This is a genomic window from Aquaspirillum serpens DSM 68, assembly GCF_000420525.1.
Classification (GTDB): domain Bacteria; phylum Pseudomonadota; class Gammaproteobacteria; order Burkholderiales; family Aquaspirillaceae; genus Aquaspirillum; species Aquaspirillum serpens.
Genome location: NZ_ATVC01000028.1, coordinates 15,275 through 32,038, shown reverse-complemented (window position 1 = coordinate 32,038; position 16,764 = coordinate 15,275). Strand labels below are relative to the sequence as shown.

16 protein-coding genes are annotated in these 16,764 nt (G+C 51.2%); 7 read left to right on the top strand and 9 right to left on the bottom strand.

Translation table 11 applies throughout. The features are described from left to right. Positions 1 to 554: oxidoreductase (locus tag G465_RS0107135; protein WP_027405266.1), on the bottom strand; the 554-nt coding region annotated here is incomplete at its 3' end. Between the two features lie 238 nt (positions 555 to 792). Here G465_RS0107135 and G465_RS0107130 point away from each other — a divergent pair. Genes G465_RS0107130 through G465_RS13890 form a run of 4 tightly spaced genes read left to right on the top strand, consistent with a single transcriptional unit; the run spans position 793 to position 4,851 of the window. Continuing rightward, positions 793 to 1,998, top strand: a complete 1,206-nt coding sequence (locus G465_RS0107130) for a multidrug effflux MFS transporter (protein ID WP_022653800.1) — start codon at positions 793 to 795, stop codon at positions 1,996 to 1,998. 42 nt (positions 1,999 to 2,040) lie between these two features. Continuing rightward, entirely contained in the window at positions 2,041 to 3,594 is a 1,554-nt protein-coding gene (locus G465_RS15060; protein WP_052165412.1) for an AAA family ATPase, read from the top strand. Beyond that, entirely contained in the window at positions 3,527 to 4,276 is a 750-nt protein-coding gene (locus G465_RS15055) for an ATP-binding protein (RefSeq protein ID WP_162138818.1), read from the top strand. Before G465_RS15060 ends, G465_RS15055 begins: the two co-directional genes overlap by 68 nt. Continuing rightward, a complete protein-coding gene (locus G465_RS13890) occupies positions 4,276 to 4,851 on the top strand; it encodes a YqiA/YcfP family alpha/beta fold hydrolase (RefSeq protein ID WP_022653799.1) in 576 nt (191 codons plus the stop codon). The genes G465_RS15055 and G465_RS13890 overlap by 1 nt, the downstream gene beginning before the upstream one ends. 45 nt (positions 4,852 to 4,896) lie before the next feature. Here G465_RS13890 and G465_RS0107115 read toward each other — a convergent pair whose 3' ends face one another. The 4 genes from G465_RS0107115 to G465_RS0107100 all read right to left on the bottom strand — a co-directional run bounded on the left by G465_RS0107115 (position 4,897) and on the right by G465_RS0107100 (position 8,464). Beyond that, the gene (locus tag G465_RS0107115) at positions 4,897 to 5,658 is read right to left on the bottom strand and encodes a cytochrome c1 (RefSeq protein ID WP_022653798.1); all 762 of its coding nucleotides are present in this window, start codon (positions 5,656 to 5,658) and stop codon (positions 4,897 to 4,899) included. Between the two features lie 18 nt (positions 5,659 to 5,676). Further along, positions 5,677 to 6,996 carry a cytochrome b gene (locus G465_RS0107110; protein ID WP_022653797.1) on the bottom strand — a complete coding sequence of 440 codons (1,320 nt, stop codon included), beginning with the start codon at positions 6,994 to 6,996 and terminating at the stop codon, positions 5,677 to 5,679. A 17-nt stretch (positions 6,997 to 7,013) separates the two neighbouring features. Then, positions 7,014 to 7,598, bottom strand: a complete 585-nt coding sequence (gene petA / locus G465_RS0107105; RefSeq protein ID WP_022653796.1) for a ubiquinol-cytochrome c reductase iron-sulfur subunit — start codon at positions 7,596 to 7,598, stop codon at positions 7,014 to 7,016. 119 nt (positions 7,599 to 7,717) lie between these two features. Then, positions 7,718 to 8,464 carry a Nif3-like dinuclear metal center hexameric protein gene (locus G465_RS0107100; RefSeq protein WP_022653795.1) on the bottom strand — a complete coding sequence of 249 codons (747 nt, stop codon included), beginning with the start codon at positions 8,462 to 8,464 and terminating at the stop codon, positions 7,718 to 7,720. 234 nt (positions 8,465 to 8,698) lie between these two features. Here G465_RS0107100 and G465_RS13885 point away from each other — a divergent pair, with 234 nt between their 5' ends. Genes G465_RS13885 through G465_RS13875 form a run of 3 tightly spaced genes read left to right on the top strand, consistent with a single transcriptional unit; the run spans position 8,699 to position 13,261 of the window. Beyond that, positions 8,699 to 10,477, top strand: a complete 1,779-nt coding sequence (locus G465_RS13885; RefSeq protein WP_022653794.1) for a type I secretion system permease/ATPase — start codon at positions 8,699 to 8,701, stop codon at positions 10,475 to 10,477. A 22-nt stretch (positions 10,478 to 10,499) separates the two neighbouring features. Beyond that, positions 10,500 to 11,855 carry an HlyD family type I secretion periplasmic adaptor subunit gene (locus tag G465_RS13880; RefSeq protein ID WP_022653793.1) on the top strand — a complete coding sequence of 452 codons (1,356 nt, stop codon included), beginning with the start codon at positions 10,500 to 10,502 and terminating at the stop codon, positions 11,853 to 11,855. A 5-nt stretch (positions 11,856 to 11,860) separates the two neighbouring features. Next, positions 11,861 to 13,261 carry a TolC family outer membrane protein gene (locus G465_RS13875; RefSeq protein ID WP_022653792.1) on the top strand — a complete coding sequence of 467 codons (1,401 nt, stop codon included), beginning with the start codon at positions 11,861 to 11,863 and terminating at the stop codon, positions 13,259 to 13,261. A gap of 73 nt (positions 13,262 to 13,334) precedes the next feature. Here G465_RS13875 and G465_RS0107080 read toward each other — a convergent pair whose 3' ends face one another. Genes G465_RS0107080 through purE form a run of 4 tightly spaced genes read right to left on the bottom strand, consistent with a single transcriptional unit; the run spans position 13,335 to position 16,656 of the window. Then, entirely contained in the window at positions 13,335 to 14,213 is an 879-nt protein-coding gene (locus tag G465_RS0107080) for a phosphoribosylaminoimidazolesuccinocarboxamide synthase (RefSeq protein ID WP_022653791.1), read from the bottom strand. Positions 14,214 to 14,239: 26 nt separating this feature from the next. Further along, positions 14,240 to 14,980, bottom strand: a complete 741-nt coding sequence (locus tag G465_RS0107075) for an NYN domain-containing protein (protein WP_022653790.1) — start codon at positions 14,978 to 14,980, stop codon at positions 14,240 to 14,242. 57 nt (positions 14,981 to 15,037) lie between these two features. After that, positions 15,038 to 16,168: a 5-(carboxyamino)imidazole ribonucleotide synthase gene (locus tag G465_RS0107070; protein ID WP_022653789.1), complete on the bottom strand. Its 1,131-nt coding sequence runs from the start codon at positions 16,166 to 16,168 to the stop codon at positions 15,038 to 15,040. Then, complete coding sequence (purE, locus tag G465_RS0107065; protein ID WP_022653788.1) at positions 16,168 to 16,656, bottom strand: 5-(carboxyamino)imidazole ribonucleotide mutase; 489 nt, start codon at positions 16,654 to 16,656, stop codon at positions 16,168 to 16,170. The genes G465_RS0107070 and purE overlap by 1 nt, the downstream gene beginning before the upstream one ends. Between the last annotated feature and the right edge of the window lie 108 nt (positions 16,657 to 16,764).

Here is a 16,764-nt window from a genome sequence, read left to right as displayed (position 1 = left end):
CATTGGTCGGTGCGATGGTTGGTGCGGCTGGCAAGGAATTGATTGATTAAATACCCTTCCGACCCCATCACCTCGACCCCATCATACCCCGCTTGTTGTGCCAATTTTGCACAACGAGCAAAGTCGGCGATGGTTTGTTCAATCTCTGCCTCGCTCATTTCAACTGGCATAAATGGATTGATGGGGGCTTGTAAGGCACTGGGTGCATGGGGGTGGGGTTGGTAGCTATAACGGCCAGTATGCAAAATTTGCATACAGATTTTACCGCCGGCCTCGTGGACTGCATCGGTGACAATTTTATGTTGAGCTGCTTCGTGTTCATTGACTAATAATGAGCCGCCAGCAAAGACACGCCCTTTTTCATTGGGCGCAACACCGCCAGTCACAATCAAGCCAACACCACCTCGTGCACGTTCGGCATAAAACGCTGCCATCCGTTCAAAACCGTGGGGGGCTTCTTCTAAGCCGGTGTGCATCGAGCCCATGAGGACACGATTTTTTAAGGTGGTGAAACCTAGGTCGAGTGGGGCGAGTAAATGGGGATAGGCGCTCATCAGTGTCTCCTTCGTGAACGGGTGGATGCTTATAGGCATCACGTATTGACATATCTGCAGCGACAATACGGGGCAAAATTCTGGCTGTCAATCGAGCGTTTGAATTTGTTGGCCAATAAGCCATTTGCTTGATACATGGTGTTACCGTTCCGAACTAGCCGTTTGCATGGCGAGGGTCTACCATGAGGCCACGCCTTTTCTCTATTACGCTGGCGGCGATCCCGTCAGACGCTCTGTTATGTCAAACCCTGTTTCTCCGCGTGTATTGGCTTTTTTATTAGCTGCTTTGGCCACGATAGGGCCATTTTCGATTGATACCTTTTTACCGGCGATGGCGACTATCGGCCATGCTCTCGACGCCAAACCATTAGAAATTCAACAAGCTTTAACCGTGTATTTGTTTTGTTATGGTTTGATGATGCTGTGGCATGGGGCGATTTCGGATGCCGTGGGTAGGCGGCCAGTGATTTTGACCGCTTGTTTGGTGTTTACCCTAGCTTCTTTGGGGTGTGCAGTGGCCGATAGCCTGCCCGAATTGTTGCTCTATCGTGCTTTACAAGGGCTATCCGGTGGCGCTGGCTTGATTGTTGGGCGGGCGATTATTCGCGATACCTTTGAAGGGGCTGCAGCACAACGCTTGATGTCGCAGGTCACCATGTTATTTTCTTTATCACCGGCGATTGCTCCCGTGATTGGGGGATGGCTGTATCAGGGCTTGGGGTGGCGCTCGATCTTTGTTTTTATGGCTTTGGTGGGATTCTTTTTATTTTTACTTTGCAGTTGGCAATTACAAGAATCCCATCCAGCAGAACACAGACGGCCTTTGCAAATTAAAAGCCTATTGGCTAGCTATCGCCACGTGGCGGCAACACAAGCTTTCCGCTTTTTAGCTTTGGCAGTGGCGTGTAATTTTGCTGGTTTTTTCCTTTATATTCCGGCAGCGCCGGTGTTTTTAATGCGACATTTGGGCCTCGCGCCGACTGAATTTTTATGGTTTTTTGGCCCAGCGGTAAGTGGCATTATGTTGGGTGCGTGGCTGTCTGGTCGGATGGCAGGGCGCCGCAGTGCGCGTGAGTTGGTGTCGATTGCCTACCGTATTATGGCAACCGCAGCTGTAGCCAATGTGCTGGTTTGTGTGATGTTGCCACCGGCTTTGCCTTGGAGCGTATTGCCGATGGCGTTATATGCGGTGGGGATGTCACTGGCAGCGCCAACAATCACACTGTTTTTGCTTGATCGGTTTCCCGATTTACGTGGTACGGTGTCATCGATGCAAGGGTTTACCCAAACGGCGCTGTCAAGCTTGGTGGCTGGCGCGATTGCACCACTTTTATGGGATGATCCGCTGTGGCTGGCGTGTGCCATGTGCTTATTTTTGGCTTTGGGATATGGCATGTTAAGCTGCTTCCGGCGGACACAGGAGGCCACCACCCAGCCGCAATAGTCTCGCTTTGTTTGCTTTTGTTGTTTTTCTTGGGATGAGTTTATGTCTGCACAAACCTCTTCTATTCGCCGTATTGCTGTACCTCCCCCGCCAGTCATTGACCCTCATCCCCTCGATCGCCTAGACGAACTGGCGGCGCTATATCTGTTGCGATTGATGGTGGCGTTGCCCTCGGCCAGTGCCTTGTTAATCACCCATGCTGAACAACGGCTGGCGCGGTTATTGTTGCCGTGGTTGCCCGAGAGCTTTGCTGATGAAATTCGCCGTTATCAGGTGGCACATCAACTGGTGGACGAAGAAGACGAAGGGCTGGATTTTTTAATTAAGAACATGGGCAGCGAACGCCCAGAAGAACCCCATCCGCTGTCAGTGGCGTTATTGCGGCCACAACGGTTACAAGCGATGTTGCGGCGGGCGCTGCAACGGGTGGAACAGGTGGCACAAGAGAAAACCTCGCTGCCGCCGATTGTGTTAGAGCTGGAAAAGCGTTTAGGGCTCGATCGCAACAGCAGCCGCCTGTTGCAATTTACGGCGGTGCGCCACAACCAACAAGATTTTAGCTTGATTTTGCGCCGGTTGCGCCAACCCAAAAATTTACGCGCTACGCAAGCGGTGGCGATTTTTCTAGGGATTGACGATCAAGCTGCTCGTACTGTGTTGCGGCGCGATAATTTATTAGAGATGTATGGCTTATTGCGGATTGAACGCAGCGACAGCGATTTAGAAGATTTATTCTCGCTCGACAATATCGGCCAACAAATTTTCAATGAAGAAATTCAAGATATTGATGGCTTAATGCGGCGGGCGTGTGCGCCGGTGAATGTGCCAGAGTTAAAACGCACTGACTATCCCCATCTGGCAACCGCCTTGAAACCCCTGATGGCATTTTTGCGCCAAGTGCTGCAAAAAAAGCAGGTTGGTGCCAACGTATTGCTGTATGGCCCGCCGGGGACGGGCAAGAGCCAATTAGCCCGTTTATTGGTCAAAGAACTACGCGCCGAAGGTTATAGCGTCAGTGCGGAAGACGATGATAAAGAACCTCTGCGCCCCTCACAACGGATGCAGTCGTTTGCGCTCACCCAGCGTTTTTTGGCGCAAACGCGGCGGTCGGTGGTGGTGTTTGATGAAATCGAAGATGTGTTTCCCGATGATGATGAAAACCACCATCAGCGTTCTGGCTATCGTAAAGCGTGGGTGAATCAGCTGTTAGAAAGTAATCCGGTGCCTGGGATTTGGATTGCTAACCGCGTGCATCAAATTGATCCTGCCTTCTTGCGCCGTTTCTCGTTCCACTTGGAAGTTCCGGTGCCGCCGTTAACAGTGCGCAGCAAAATTCTGACCCGTCATTTGCACGATTTAACCGTGTCGGCGGCAACGGTGGCCCGTTTAGCGCAAGATGATAGTCTGGCACCGGCGCAAGTGGCGAGTGCGGCGCGTTTTGCCCGTGCTTCTGCCACCGCCGAGCAAGAAGCGGCGTTTATGTTGGTTGGCATTACAAAACGCCAAAGCGGCGTTGCATCAACCCGAATTGCCCTCACAACATCAGCAAGCCGCAGCCACTCGTTTTTCTACTGCTTTCCTGAATCTCAAAGGTGAGTTTTCAGCAGAAGAAGTGGTGGCCGCGTTGCAGCATCATGGCCAAGGCAGTTTGTGCTTATATGGCCCGCCTGGGACGGGTAAAACCTCGTTTGTGCAACATATTGCCGAGCAAATGCAACGGCCTTTGGTGGCAAAAACTGCCGGCCAACTGCTGGATAAATATGTCGGTGAAACAGAAAAACATATTGCTGCCATGTTCCAAGAAGCACAGCAATCGCAAGCCATCTTGTTTTTAGATGAGGCCGATAGCCTATTGCGTTCGCGTGAGGATGCGCAGCGTTCGTGGGAAGTCACGCAGGTCAACGAGCTGCTCAAACAAATGGAACAGTTTGCTGGCGTGTTTATTTGTGTCACCAATTTATTTTCTGGTTTAGATCCGGCGGTGTTGCGGCGTTTTGTGTTCAAAATTGAATTTCAGGCTTTGAGCGTGGCGCAACGCGAAACACTGTTTATGCAAGAAGCGTTACAAGGCAAAACCGGCCGTTTGAGTTTAGACCTCAAACAACAGCTGGCGCGTTTGGATGGCTTAACCCCAGGGGATTTTGCGGTGGTGAAACGGCAAGCCTATCTCTTGCGTAAAACCTTTTCTGCCGAGGGCTTTTTACAACGCCTGAGCGAAGAAGTGAAAACACGGCGCAGTCAACGTGGTGGTCACGGCCAGACGATAGGGTTTGTGTAATGAAAAAACTGTTGTACTTACATGGTTTTTTATCTGGCCCCGAATCCGCTAAATCACAGCAGTTGGCAGCCATATTCGCCGAATTGGGGCAATCTGAACAACTATTTGCGCCACAACTGCCCGCCGAACCACAGGCGGTGATGCAGTTATTGACCACATGGTTAGCCGAGCAAGATTTGACACAGCTAGTGGTGATGGGCAGTTCGTTAGGTGGGTTTTTTGCAACGGTGGTAGCCGAGCGTTATGACCTGCCGGCGGTGTTGATTAATCCTGCGGTTCGTCCGCATCAACTGGCCCATCATTTTTTGGGGACACATCGTTATTACTACTCGGCACAAGAGGTCACGGTTACTCCCGAGATGATTGAGGCTTTGGCGGTGCTTGAGCCGAAGTCTATTCACCCTCAACGTTATTGGTTGATGTTGGCGAGTGGGGATGAAACCTTAGATGCGCAACAGGCGTTGGCTTACTATCGGGGTTGCCAGCGGTTGGACTATGTCGAAGGTGGTGATCATAGTTTTTCTTGCTTTCCACAGTATCTACCGGCAGTGCTGGAATTTTTGCGTGGGCCATAAAAAATGGCGGGGAAGCCCCCGCCATTTTTGCCACTATCGTGTTGCTTAGTGGATGTCTTTCCAGTATTCCTTCTTCAGGAAGTAGGCGAAAGGCAACAGCAACAACACTAAGAACATCAATACCACATAACCGATTTGCTGGCGTTTAACCTGCACTGGTTCTGCCATATAGACCATGTAATTGGTCAAGTCGGCCATCCGGCTATCAAATTCGGCGGTATTGGCTTTGCCGTTCTCGTCGATCTTAGTGAACGCACCCGCTTTCACCAATTTCAACTCATGCGTGTCGTGGCCGTCTTTACCCTTGACGGTTTCCATGACTTGGTCGCCTTGCCATTCCCACATGATGTGAGGCATACCCACTTTGTCGAACACTTTATTGTTCCAACCTGTTGGGCGGCTTGGGTCGCGATAGAAACCACGCAGATAGCTATACAGATAATCTGCACCACGGGCACGAGCAATCAAAGACAAATCGGGTGGGGTTGCACCAAACCATTTTTTGCCATCAGCCGGTGCCATCGCCACTTTCATGGTGTCACCAACTTTTTCAGTGGCAAACATCAGGTTTTCTTTGATTTGTTTTTCACTTAATGCCAAATCGGTCAGGCGGTTGTAGCGCATGGCTTGCGCGCTGTGACAGCTTAGGCAGTAGTTGGTGAAAATCTGTGCACCGCGTTGCAAAGATTCAACGTTTTGGATGTCAATCGGTGCTTTGTCCAACGGCACCGAAGCACCTGCAGCAAACACCGAAGCCGGCACCGCGAGGGCTGCAGCGGCAATCAGATGACGGATAAACTTTTTCATTTCAGCCGGTTCCCTCGATTAAACAAACTTGGCAAACAGAGCAGCACCGCCAATTGCCAGTGCAAACAGCACCAAGAATTTCAACTGACGACCCAAATTGCTGTCGGTCACGCGTGCAGGCGGAGCGACAGGGCCAACGTCGTTCTTGGTGTAGAACGGCATGCCAAGGAAGAAGGCAAAGTAGATGATCGACAGAATCTGTGCAATCACGGTACGGACGTTAGTGGATGGCAATGCACCCAAAATACCCAGACCGATGAAGCTGATCACAAACAACACCAACATGAATTTGAAGCGTGGACCGCGATAACGTACCGACTTCACTGGGGATTTATCCAACCACGGCAGGAAGGCAATCAACACCACCGCTGCACCCATCCCCAACACACCCCAAACTTGGGTGCCGAAGAAGGAAGGAATTGCACGCAAAATGGCGTAGAACGGAGTGAAGTACCACACTGGCGCGATGTGGGCAGGGGTTTTCAGCGGATCAGCTGGGTCGAAGTTTGGCCGCTCGAGGAAGTAGCCGCCCATCTCTGGTGCAAAGAACACGATGGACGAGAACACAATCAAGAACACCGCCACACCGAGAATATCTTTAACGGTGTAGTAAGGATGGAATGGAATGCCATCCAGTGGGATATGGGTTTCTGGATCTTTGTTCTTTTTGATCTCGATACCGTCTGGGTTGTTCGAACCGACTTCGTGCAGCGCCACCAAGTGGGCGACAACTAAAGCGATCAGAATCAGCGGCACAGCGATCACGTGCAGGGCAAAGAAGCGGTTGAGGGTTGCATCACCCACCACGAAGTCACCACGGATAAACACCGACAGATCAGGACCAATCACAGGAATGGCTGCGAACAAGTTCACAATCACCTGAGCGCCCCAGAACGACATTTGGCCCCAAGGCAACAGATAGCCCATAAAGGCTTCAGCCATCAGCACCAAGAAAATTAAGGTACCAAACACCCACACCAATTCGCGAGGTTGTTTGTAAGAACCGTAGATCAGACCACGGAACATGTGCAGATACACCACCACGAAGAACATCGATGCTCCGGTGGAGTGCATGTAGCGGATAATCCATCCCCCCGCCACGTCACGCATGATGTATTCCACCGAATAGAAAGCGGTGGCCGCATCAGGCTTGTAGTTCATGGTCAGGAAAATACCAGTTACCACCTGAATCACCAACACCAACAGTGCCAGCGAACCGAAGAAGTACCAGAAGTTAAAGTTTTTCGGTGCGTAGTATTCCGAAACGTGCGCCTTCCAGGTCGATGTCAGCGGGAAGCGGGCATCGATCCAGTCAAGGAGACCTTGTTGCTTGCTCATCTGTTTCTCACCCTTACTTAGTTATCGTCACCAATCAACAGCATGGTATCGCTGAGATATTTGTGTGGTGGAATTTCGAGGTTAGTCGGCGCAGGCACCCCCTTGTAAACGCGCGCTGCCAGATCAAACTTAGAACCGTGACAGGGGCAATAGTAGCCACCTAACCAATCAGCACCTAAGTCGGCAGGTGCCAGATCGGGACGGTGGGTAGGGGAACAGCCCAAGTGGGTACAAATCCCGATAGTCACCAGAATTTCTGGCTTGATAGAACGGTGTGCGTTTTTGCAGTAGGCGGGCTGCTGCGGCACATCGGAAGCAGGATCGGCGAGGTTGCCATCAAGTTTGGCTAAGTTTGTCAGCTGTTCTGGAGTACGGCTTAACACCCAGACCGGCTTACCACGCCATTCAACAGTGACTTGCTGGCCAGGTTCGAGTTTACTGATGTCTAACTCAACTGGCGCACCGGCTGCTTTTGCGCGTTCGGATGGAAAAAAACTTAGCACAAAGGGTGTAGCAACGCCTGCTGCTGCCACGCCGCCGAGTGCACCAGTGGCTACGGTCAGAAACCGGCGACGCCCCTGATCAACGTGTTGTTCACTCATTACATTCACCTCAAAACGAGAAAAATCGAGCTAAAATCGCCTGATTCTACCCGATACCCTCCCACCTATTAAAGCGCGTATGCGAAAAAGTTAGTTGGCGGGTTTAGGACTGGTCAGAATCAGATTGGGTTCCAGAGATCGACAAACTCACAATCGAGCTCTTCATATCGGTCTAGCCAAGCTGCCATTGCCCGCACGCCACCGCGTTCTGTTGCGTGGTGTCCGGCGGCAATAAATGCGACATCACTTTCTGCCGCAAGATGCGCGCAAGGTTCAGATGCCTCTCCCGTGATAAATACATCCACCCCAAGTTCGATGGCTTGAGGAAAAAAGCTGTCTGCTCCGCCTGTGCACCACGCAATACGGTGGATTGCTCGGTCGGTTTTACCGAGGACAAGGGGCGCACGTTGTAAACGCTGTTCAATTGTGTTGGCAAAATCTGCCAGCGATACAGTGACTGGAGGATGTCCATGCCACAGCAAGTTGTTTTCCCCAGTGCAGCCACCAATGACCCAACCGCATTCTTCGGCCAGTTGCACATTATTGCCCAGTTGTGGGTGGGCATCTAAGGGCAGGTGGTAGGCAATAAGATTGATGTCATGCGCAAGTAGCTTTGCCAAACGACGACGTTTTATACCGAGAATTCGGCTGTCTTCATTTTTCCAGAAATAACCGTGATGCGCGATGATCGCATCGGCCTGTTTGGCGATAGCGACATCAATCAATGCTTCGCTGGCGGTGACACCAAACAACACCCGTTTGATCTCGGCCTTGCCTTCGACTTGTAGGCCATTGGGCGCGTAATCTTTATAACGATGAGGTTCAAGCGTGTCGTCAAGTATGCCAATCAGCTCACTGCGATGCATTGCCGGTGTATCCCTGTTTGCAAAAAGGAGATTATGACATACCTCGCCGCTGCTTTTTGACTTGGCGCACAAAACCTGTTGCTTGCAGGACATTTTTTACGCAAGTCAGAATATTTTGTTTGGTACAGGCGGTTACATATCCATTTTAAATGAGCGCGGTGTGGCGAGGCCCCCATGTTAAAATCGTGGCCTTGTCATTCTTGGTAAGCCTGTGCGGCTTGTTTTGTCTCCGTTATGAAAAAACTGTTCGATAAACGTAGCGAGCTGGGCGAAATACTGTTCGGTTTTCGCAAAACCTTTTACAAAGTGGGTGCTTTCAGCTTTGTGATTAACATGCTGATGCTGATGCCTTCGATTTATATGATGCAGGTTTACGACCGCGTCTTGGCATCGAGCAATGAATTTACCTTGTTGATGCTGACTGCGATGACCCTCGGGCTGTATGCCTTGATGTCATTGTTAGAGCTGGTGCGTTCCTCGGTGTTAATCCGAGTGGGTAACCAGATGGATATGCAGCTCAATAACCGTACTTTTACGGCGGCATTCGAGCGTAATTTGCGCCGTACCGGTGGCAATGCAGCGCAAGCGATTCACGATTTAACCTCGGTGCGACAATTCTTAACTGGCCAAGGTTTGTTTGCCTTTTTTGATGCGCCGTGGACACCGATTTATCTGATCTTCTGTTTCTTCTTCCATCCCCTGTTAGGTTCGATCGTGGTGGTTGGGGCGTTAATCTTATTTGCCTTGGCCTACGCGACTGAAATCGCCACCCGTAAACCTCTGGCCGAAGCCAACCAAGCCTCGATTGCCGCCGGTGCTTTCGCGAATAACAACTTGCGTAATGCCGAAGTGATTGAAGCGATGGGGATGTTGCCAGCGATCCGTGAAAAATGGTTTGCCCAGCACATGCGGATTTTGGAAAACCAAACTTTGGCTTCCGACCGCGCTGCAAAAATCAGCGCCATCACCAAATTTGTACGGATTTCGTTGCAATCGTTGGCGTTGGGTGCCGGTGCTTTGTTAGCGATTGAAGGCAAAATCACCCCCGGGATGATGATTGCCGCTTCGATTTTGATGGGCCGTGCGTTACAACCGGTGGAAATGGCGATCGGGACTTGGAAACAGTTGATTTCTGCCCGTGCAGCCTATTCCCGTCTGGAAGGCTTGTTAAAAGACCATCCTGTCCGTGGTGAAGGGATGCCATTGCCAAAACCAGAAGGCAATATTTTGGTTGAAAACGTGGTGGCCGGTGCGCCCGGCGGTCAAGTGCCGATTCTGAAAGGCTTGAGTTTTGCTATTCAGGCGGGCGATGTGGTCGGTGTGGTAGGCCCTTCGGCATCGGGTAAATCGACATTGGCGCGATTATTGGTCGGGGTTTGGCCGGCACAAGCGGGTAAGGTGCGGTTAGACGGTGCTGATATTTTCCAGTGGAATAAGGACGAACTAGGGCCATCCATCGGTTACTTGCCGCAAGACATCGAATTATTTGAAGGCACGATTGCAGAAAATATCGCTCGTTTCGGTGAGATGGACTCCAATCAAGTGATCGATGCCGCGCAACGCGCCGGTGTGCACGAGATGATTCTGCGCTTCCCACAAGGCTACGACACCCGCTTAGGGCCAGATGGTGGCATGTTGTCAGGCGGTCAAAAACAGCGCATTGGTTTGGCCCGCACCTTGTACGGCAATCCTTCCTTAATTGTGTTGGATGAGCCGAACTCGAATTTGGATGATGTGGGTGAAGCGGCGTTGGTGGGCGCGATTCGTGACCTCAAAGCGCGTGGCAAAACAGTGATTCTGATTACACACCGCACCAATATCATCAATGCAGTGGAAAAACTGATGGTGTTGCGTGATGGCATGATGCAGCTGTATGGCCCCCGTGACCAAGTCTTGGCTGCTTTGATGCAACAAGCCCAGCAGGCACAACAAGCCGCCGCACAGCAACAGGCAGCGGCTCCAACACAAGTGGTCGCTGCTGCCCGCCCTGCGGTTGGCGATGCGTCTGCTTGATGGTTAGAGAAGGACAATAGGCATGAAGTGGTTAGAAAATTTATTTGAACGCGGTCGCGGTCAAACCCCCGAAGGGCAAAACCCTAAGGTTGATACCGACGCCAGTCGAGTGTCGCGTTGGGGGATGTGGGTTTTAGTCGGTGGCTTTGGCTTGTTTATGTTGTGGGCAGCCACTGCCCCGCTGGATGCTGGGGTACCGGCAAACGGGACAGTCACTGTCGCTGGCAATCGCAAAACCATTCAACACTTAACCGGCGGCACCATCGATGCGATCGAAGTCAAAGATGGTCAAGCGGTGAAAAAAGACCAAGTGTTGGTGCGTTTGAATGCAACACAGGCCGAAGCCCAGTTAGGTATGACTCAAGCGCAATACATCATTGCAGCGGCAGTGGAAGCGCGTTTGTCGGCAGAACGGATGAATGCCGAGAAAATCGATTTCTCGCCGATGCTAGATAAAATCCCACAGCAAGATGAACGGGTGGGCAATGCGATTGCGTTGCAAGAACAACTGTTCCAGTCTCGCCGCACTGCTTTGCGCAATGAAATTAGCATCCTCAATGAAAATCTGGCTGGCGCACAGCAACAGTTACGCGGTTTAGAAGAAGTTAAGGTCAACCGCGAATCACAGTTGCGCTCGTTAAAACAAGAGCTCACTAATATCCGCGATATGGCAGATAAAGGTTTTGTGCCGCGTAATCGGATGTTCGAGTTAGAGCGTAATGTGTCGCAAATTGCTGCTGGTTTGGCAGAGGATATTGCCAATATCGGCCGCACACGCAACCAAATTTCTGAATTGAAATTGCGCGTGTTAAACCGACAGCAGGAATATCAAAAAGAAGTTGAATCGCAACTCACCGATGTGCAAAAAGAAGTGCAATCGTTGGCTGATCGGATGGCGGCATTAGATTATGAAGCCAAAAATACCCTGATTCGCTCGCCGATTGATGGCACGGTGGTGGGGTTGAATATTCATACTGTGGGCGGTGTGATTCGCAGCGGTGAGCCGTTAATGGATGTGGTACCGCACAATGAGCCATTGATTATTCAGGCACAAGTGCCAACCAACCTGATTGATAAAGTGCATGTTGGTTTGCCAGTGGAAATCCAGTTCCCTGCCTTCAGCCACAGCCAAACTCCCAATATTCCGGGTACGGTACAGGTGGTAGCGGCTGACAGTGTGGTCGATCAAAAAACAGGGATGCCGTACTACTCGGTTAAAGTTCAGGTCACACCTGAAGGGATGAAGATGTTAGGTGTGCACAAGATTCGTCCGGGGATGCCTGCTACTGCATTATTGATAACGGGTGAGCGAACTATGTTAAATTACCTGCTGAAACCCCTTATTGACCGTATGAATATTGCGTTTACCGGAGACTAATCTCGATGGCGCGTCTTTCGCTAAAACCCCTTGTTGGTGCTGTTTTGGTGTCGTTATGTGCGATGCCAGCCTATGCGCTGAATTTGTTGGAGGCCTATCAGGCCGCTAAACAAAATGATCCAACTTATCGCGCGGCGATGGCTGAGCATGAAGCTGGTCAGAAAAATGATGAATTGGCCGTGGCTGGGTTGTTACCACAGATATCAGCCAGTCTCTATCGCGGTAAAACCGTCGGTGTACGCCTACAACCGGGTTTCACTGGCCGGATTACCCAATCCGACCTAGATTACGACAGTAAAAACTACGGTTTGCAGTTGCGTCAATCGTTGTTTGATTGGCGCAAAATCAGCGAGTTTCGGCAAGGGCGCGCCCGTGTCAGTTATAGTGATGCGGTGTTTGCAGCAAAAAGCAATGAGTTAGCCATTCGGGTGGCCGGCGCTTATTTTGATGCCTTATTGGCAAAAAATACGCTGTCGCTGCTGGATGCGCGGGTGCGTGCCTACGAAGAACAACTGGTACGGGCAGAAAATCTTTACCGTGCTGGTGATGGTACGGTAACCGATATGGACGAGGCGCGTGCGCGGCGTGATATTGCCATCGCCCAGCGTTATGAAGCACAAGATCGGTTGAAAGTTGCCTTGCGTAGTTTGCAAGAGTTGACCGGATCAACGCCTGAAACCTTGCATGCCTTGGGTGAAGAATTTCCCCTGTCGGCACCGGTGCCGGCTACGCTGGAAGAATGGGTGGATATTGCACGGCAAAACAGCCCAGACATTCGTGCCGGTGAACAGGCTTTTGAAATTGCGGCACGCGAGGTGGACAAAGCGCGGGCAGGTCATTTACCGACAGTGGATATGATCGGCTCGGTCAGCAAAACGGTGTCGGATACGGTGTCAACCTTGAACCAAGAAAACCGTACCCGTTCCATCGGTGTTCAAGTCAGTATCCCCATTTTCAGCGGCGGCTATAGCTGGGCATTGAGCGATCAAACCTTAGCGAAACGCGAACAAGCGCGGCAAGAGCTCGAAGCGGCCCGTCATCGGGTTGAGCTGGACATTACCCGTTACTTCACTGCTTCGCTCAGTGGGGTGAGCAAAGTACGTGGTTATGAACAAGCGGTGAAATCCAGCGAACGTGCGCTACATTCGACGAAAATGGGCTTTACTGCCGGTTTGCGTACCAACGTTGATATCCTGAACGCAGAAGAACAACTGTTCCAAGCGCGCCGTGATTTAGCCGAGGCACGTTATCAATATTTGGTCAGCACGCTGCGTTTACGCGCCAGTGCTGGTGTGTTGGTCGAGGATGATATTGCTCGATTAAACGGCTTCTTGGCGGGGGCGACGGCTGCCAATGCCGAGACAACTGCGCCTGCAGCAACCACCAAAGCAGATAAGAAAAGCTGATTGATCGTTTTTCTGGGGCAAGAAAAAAACCGCAGCGTGTGAGCACCCTGCGGTTTTTTGTTGTTGATATCGCTTAAGCCGTGAGACGAGTCAGTGCTTCGCGGTATTTGTCGGCAGTTTTTTGTGCGACTTCAACCGGTACTGCTGGGGCGGGTGGGGTTTTATTCCAACCTGTTGCTTCTAACCAGTCGCGGACAAATTGCTTATCAAAACTCGGTGGATTGCTGCCTGGGGCATAGCTATCTGCTGGCCAAAAACGGCTGGAGTCGGGGGTCAACGCCTCATCCATCAGCGTTAACGTTCCCTCTTCGTCCAAACCAAATTCAAATTTGGTATCACAGATAATAATGCCACGGCTGGCGGCGTATTCTGCTGCTGCCATATACAAGGCAATCGCGGTCTCGCGCACCTTGTTGGCTAATTCTGTCCCAATCAAGGCTTCACACTGCGCAAACGAAATATTTTCGTCGTGATCACCCACCGCTGCTTTGGTGGAGGGGGTGAAAATTGGTTCGGGTAGCTTATCTGCTTCACGCAAACCGGCGGGCAGTGCAATGCCACAGACGCTGCCGTGTTGTTGGTATTCTTTCCAACCCGAACCGGCTAAATAACCGCGAACAATCGCTTCAACTGGGATGGCTTTTAAGCGTTTGGCCACCACCGAACGGCCCTCGGCTTGGGCTAAATCGTCGCCTGACAGCACATCAGCCACATTGTCTCCGGTCAAATGGTTCGGCACCACATGCTGTAACTTAGCAAACCAGAAGTTGGAGATGGCGGTCAGAATTTTGCCTTTTTCGGGGATCGGTTCATTCAAAATCACGTCGAAAGCGGACAAACGATCAGTGGCGACCATTAACATGCGTTTGTCGTCAATTTCATACAAATCCCGCACCTTGCCCGAATAAATTTTTTTCAAACTATTGAGGTGCGATGTGGTGAGGCCGGTCATGGCATGTCCTTACAAGAGGCAATCAATCAAATCGAGCTAATTGGGGGATAGCTACTGGTGTTAGGGGGGTAGGGCAATAAGGTATTGGCTGGACCAATCCCGACGCCATCACGGATGGGGCGCGGGCAGGTAGAGCGTAAGCCATCAATATGCTCGAACAATTCGGGTGGGATTGATTTCCACATTGGGTCGAGCACAAAGTCGATGCCCTCTCGCCGTGCCAATTTAGCCGCAGGGACAAAATCGGCATCGCCAGCGAATAGAACGATTTGGTCTGCTAATTTTTTATACGCCAACGAGGCAATATCTTGTCCAATCCGGATATCAACCCCTTTTTGCCGCACATCGTAGGCAAAGTCTTCATCGCGCAGGCTGTTGTATTGTTTTTCACCGCGTAGCAAAGCGCGCATCACCGTTGGTTTAATTGTCCATTGGCCGGTATCGGCGAGATAACCCAGCCGCAGCGCCAATTTACGTTTGCGCCGCAATTCGTCAAACAGACCATGCCGGAACTGGGCTTCGTGGGTTTCGGCAAAATCGAATGGCGTGTTGCTGATTGGCAGGGTGACTTTTTTGTCCAGAGGGGGGCAATCGTAGTAAAAAATGCGATACAAGTCGCGGCGTTCGTCATTTTGGTTGAGATGAGACAGCGCCCACCGCATCATCATCGACGCCACATCCTCTGGGTTATGCTGGGTCGATTCTGTCATTAAAGCGCGATAGCGGTGCAGGAAAAATGCACCATCAATTAAAATAGCTGTTGCCATAGTTCTCTCTGTGTTCAGTCATAAAAAAGGATGTGGGGGCGACTTATCCGCCGTCTATTAGAGCGTTTCTTGAATCGCGCGTGCTTGCTCTAAGGCTTCATCTGCGGTGGCAGACAAGACAGTAAAGTGTCCCATTTTACGGCCGGGACGTGCCGATTTTTTACCATAAAGATGTAAATGCACGTTAGGGGCTTCCATCAACACCGCCCAATTGGGTTCGCTTTGATCTTCCCCCCAACTGTCCCCCAACAGATTTACCATAACCACAGGGGATAATAAACGGCTATCACCAGGAAGTAAGCCACACATAGCACGTACTTGCTGTTGGAATTGGTCGCAGGCACAGGCATCGAGGGTATAGTGTCCCGAATTATGTGGCCGTGGTGCAATTTCATTGATCACTAAACGATCATCAGCCAAGACAAAAAACTCAACGGCCAACACGCCAACATAGTTCAGTGCGCTGGCCAATTGTTTCGCCATCGTCTGTGCTTGTTCAGCCAACTCAGCAGACACCCGTGCCGGCACAATCGAGACATCTAAAATCCCATTTGCATGGTGGTTTTCTGCCACAGGGAAACAACTGATTTGTGCATCAGAGACTCGGGTGACGATAGCAGAGACTTCGCTTTTTAAGTCCAGCATTTTTTCGAGTACACAGTCGTTGGCGCCTAGTTGTTGATAGGCCGCAGCGACTTCGGCAGCAGTTTGCACACGGATTTGGCCTTTGCCGTCATAGCCAAGACGGGCGGTTTTGAGGATGCCGGGAAGATAGGGGGTGAGGTCTGTGGCGAGATCGGCCTCAGAAGTAATAGCAAGATAGGGGGCAGTGGCTAGGCCGGCTTTGTTAATCCATGTTTTTTCGCTGATGCGGTTTTGGGCAATAGCGACACAGTCGCCAGACGGTGAGACTGGTACGAACTGACTCAGCCAACGCATGGAATCTGCATTGACGTTTTCAAACTCGGTGGTAATCGCTGCACAGGTGTTGGCTAAGGTATTCAGCGCCTCGGCATCATCGTAGGCTTGACACAGGTGCACATCAGCAAATTCAGCCGCTGGCGCTATCGGATCGGGGTCTAGCACCGTCACACGATAGCCCATGGTTTTAGCGGCAACAGTAAACATTCGTCCAAGCTGACCACCGCCTAAAATTCCCAGCATGGCAGGAGGTAAAATCGCTGCCATCACTCAACCTCCGGCAAGGTCATCGCTAAGACCGTTTCACTTTGTTTGAGTCGGAAAGCGGCGAGGGCATCGCGTAATGCCGGTTGTTCATTTGCCAACATTGCAACCGCAAACAGGGCGGCATTGGCGGCACCGGCTTCACCGATGGCAAACGTCGCTACTGGAATGCCTTTAGGCATTTGCACAATCGACAGCAGGGAGTCTTCGCCGCGCAGATATTTCGACGGTACTGGCACACCCAACACAGGCACGGCGGTTTTTGCCGCTAACATACCGGGTAAGTGAGCCGCGCCACCGGCGCCAGCAATAATGGCTTTAAGCCCGCGCTCTTGCGCTGTTGCTGCATATTCAAACAACAAATCAGGGGTGCGGTGAGCAGAGACCACGCGTGTTTCAAACGCAACACCAAAGTCGCGCAGGATACGCGCTGCATGTTCCATTACGGGCCAATCACTGTTGCTGCCCATCACAATACCGATGTCAATCATGGCAAAAAATCCGTCAAAAAAGACTGAGGATTGTACCGCAAATTTTCCTAGCGCTTGGTTGCTGTCTAATGGGAGAGGGTTCAGTGTTTGCTGTCAACATGACCCATT

What these genes read in the sequence shown, in the direction of transcription:
- G465_RS0107115 (WP_022653798.1), bottom strand. Translation starts at nt 5,658, where the DNA reads ATGAAAAAGTTTATCCGTCATCTGATTGCCGCTGCAGCCCTCGCGGTG.
- G465_RS15060 (WP_052165412.1), top strand. Translation starts at nt 2,041, where the DNA reads ATGTCTGCACAAACCTCTTCTATTCGCCGTATTGCTGTACCTCCCCCG.
- G465_RS0107100 (WP_022653795.1), bottom strand. Translation starts at nt 8,464, where the DNA reads ATGCATCGCAGTGAGCTGATTGGCATACTTGACGACACGCTTGAACCT.
- G465_RS0107070 (WP_022653789.1), bottom strand. Translation starts at nt 16,168, where the DNA reads ATGGCAGCGATTTTACCTCCTGCCATGCTGGGAATTTTAGGCGGTGGT.
- G465_RS0107130 (WP_022653800.1), top strand. Translation starts at nt 793, where the DNA reads ATGTCAAACCCTGTTTCTCCGCGTGTATTGGCTTTTTTATTAGCTGCT.
- G465_RS0107110 (WP_022653797.1), bottom strand. Translation starts at nt 6,996, where the DNA reads ATGAGCAAGCAACAAGGTCTCCTTGACTGGATCGATGCCCGCTTCCCG.
- petA (WP_022653796.1), bottom strand. Translation starts at nt 7,598, where the DNA reads ATGAGTGAACAACACGTTGATCAGGGGCGTCGCCGGTTTCTGACCGTA.
- G465_RS0107080 (WP_022653791.1), bottom strand. Translation starts at nt 14,213, where the DNA reads ATGACCGGCCTCACCACATCGCACCTCAATAGTTTGAAAAAAATTTAT.
- G465_RS0107075 (WP_022653790.1), bottom strand. Translation starts at nt 14,980, where the DNA reads ATGGCAACAGCTATTTTAATTGATGGTGCATTTTTCCTGCACCGCTAT.
- G465_RS13880 (WP_022653793.1), top strand. Translation starts at nt 10,500, where the DNA reads ATGAAGTGGTTAGAAAATTTATTTGAACGCGGTCGCGGTCAAACCCCC.
- G465_RS13875 (WP_022653792.1), top strand. Translation starts at nt 11,861, where the DNA reads ATGGCGCGTCTTTCGCTAAAACCCCTTGTTGGTGCTGTTTTGGTGTCG.
- G465_RS13885 (WP_022653794.1), top strand. Translation starts at nt 8,699, where the DNA reads ATGAAAAAACTGTTCGATAAACGTAGCGAGCTGGGCGAAATACTGTTC.
- purE (WP_022653788.1), bottom strand. Translation starts at nt 16,656, where the DNA reads ATGATTGACATCGGTATTGTGATGGGCAGCAACAGTGATTGGCCCGTA.
- G465_RS13890 (WP_022653799.1), top strand. Translation starts at nt 4,276, where the DNA reads ATGAAAAAACTGTTGTACTTACATGGTTTTTTATCTGGCCCCGAATCC.